This is a genomic window from Mesorhizobium sp. M7A.F.Ca.CA.001.10.2.1 (assembly GCF_003998575.1).
Taxonomy (GTDB): domain Bacteria; phylum Pseudomonadota; class Alphaproteobacteria; order Rhizobiales; family Rhizobiaceae; genus Mesorhizobium.
The window spans coordinates 1-1,355 of the sequence record NZ_RZQY01001033.1 but is presented as its reverse complement, the minus strand read 5'-3'; the positions used below and the strand labels follow the sequence as shown (position 1 = coordinate 1,355).

The following is a 1,355-nucleotide window of genomic DNA, read 5'->3' as shown; positions in this document are numbered from 1 at the left end:
GGCGAGTCTCGGTCTGGTGCGCCTGCCCGAAACCCTGCCCGTGGCACTGGACGCGTTGCTGGCCGACGGCATCGTGACGGGATGGTTCGCGCCTGTCTTCATCGAAACCTTCGTCGGCCTCAAGCGACATGAGTCCGAGCGTCTTGCCGGTCTCGATCCGGCCTCCATCTGCGATCTCTACCGGACGCTCTATTGATGACCGCGCAGGCCAGAAAAGATTGGCCCGAGGCCGTCGAGGTCCTCAACGAGCACGGCCGCTCCGATATCGTGCTGTTGTGTGAGCATGCGTCCAACCACATGCCGGCCGAGTATCGGCAGCTCGGCCTCGATGCCAGCCATCTGCAGCGCCACATCGCCTGGGATATCGGCGCCGCCGAAGTGACCCGCCTGCTGTCGTCGAAGCTCGATGCACCGGCCTTCCTCAGCGGTTACTCGCGGCTGCTGATCGACCTCAACCGGCCACTGGGCACGCCAGGCAGCATTCCGGTGCTGTCGGAAGACACCGACATTCCCGGCAATGTCGGCATCGATTCGGCGGAGCGGATCCGGCGCGCCGAGATCATCTTTTCGCCGTTTCATGACCGGGTGACTGCGTATCTTGACCGCCGGGCGCAAGCAGGCCGGCAGACCCGGATCGTGACGATCCATTCCTTCACGCCGGTCTTCCTCGGTGTCAGCAGACCCTGGCATGCCGGCGTGCTGCACGACCAAGCAAGAGATCTCGCAGAAACGATCCTTTCGGGCCTGCGCACCGACGCCGGGCTCAATGTCGCGGCCAACGTGCCCTATGTGATCAGCCGCGACGCCGATTACGCCGTGCCCATTCATGGCGATGATCGCGGCATCCCCGCCGTCCTCGTCGAGATCCGGCAGGACCTTTTGTCGACACGGTCCGGCATCGAGGAATGGGCGGACCGGCTGGCGGCGGCACTGCCGGCGCTCGAAACGGAATCCGTGTCGTGAGCAATCTCAGCCTGCGCGAACGTGATGCCGCGACCATCGCCCAGATCGGCAAGCTGCGTTTCTCCCCGCTCAGCGTCATCGGCGGCCGGGGCAACCGGCTGATCGAGGAAGGCGGCCGCTCCTTGCTCGACCTGTCGGGATCGGCCGGTCCGGCGGTGCTCGGCTACGGCCATCCGGCAATAGTCGAAGCGGTCGAGACGTCGATCCGCGACATGGCGGGCGCCAGCCTGCTGCTCTACCCGAACGAGCCCGCCGTATCGCTGGCGGAGCGGCTGCTGGCGATTACGCCCGGAGAAGGCGAACGACGCGTCTGGTTCGGCCATTCCGGGTCGGATGCCAATGACTGCGCGGTGCGCGTGCTGCAGGCAGCCACCGGCCGCTCGCGCTTCATC

The 1,355-nt window shown here is 66.0% G+C and carries 2 protein-coding genes and 1 pseudogene; all 3 read left to right on the top strand.

The features are described from left to right. A pseudogene (locus EN964_RS34765) lies at window positions 1-196 on the top strand (glutamine synthetase); the annotation flags it as partial. Next, window positions 196-963, top strand: a complete 768-nt coding sequence (locus EN964_RS34760) for an N-formylglutamate amidohydrolase (protein WP_127267231.1) — start codon at window positions 196-198, stop codon at window positions 961-963. The pseudogene EN964_RS34765 and the gene EN964_RS34760, both read left to right, overlap by 1 nt. Beyond that, window positions 960-1,355: aminotransferase class III-fold pyridoxal phosphate-dependent enzyme (locus EN964_RS34755; RefSeq protein ID WP_127277453.1), on the top strand; the 396-nt coding region annotated here is incomplete at its 3' end. The genes EN964_RS34760 and EN964_RS34755, both read left to right, overlap by 4 nt.

What these genes read in the sequence shown, in the direction of transcription:
- EN964_RS34760 (WP_127267231.1), top strand. Translation starts at nt 196, where the DNA reads ATGACCGCGCAGGCCAGAAAAGATTGGCCCGAGGCCGTCGAGGTCCTC.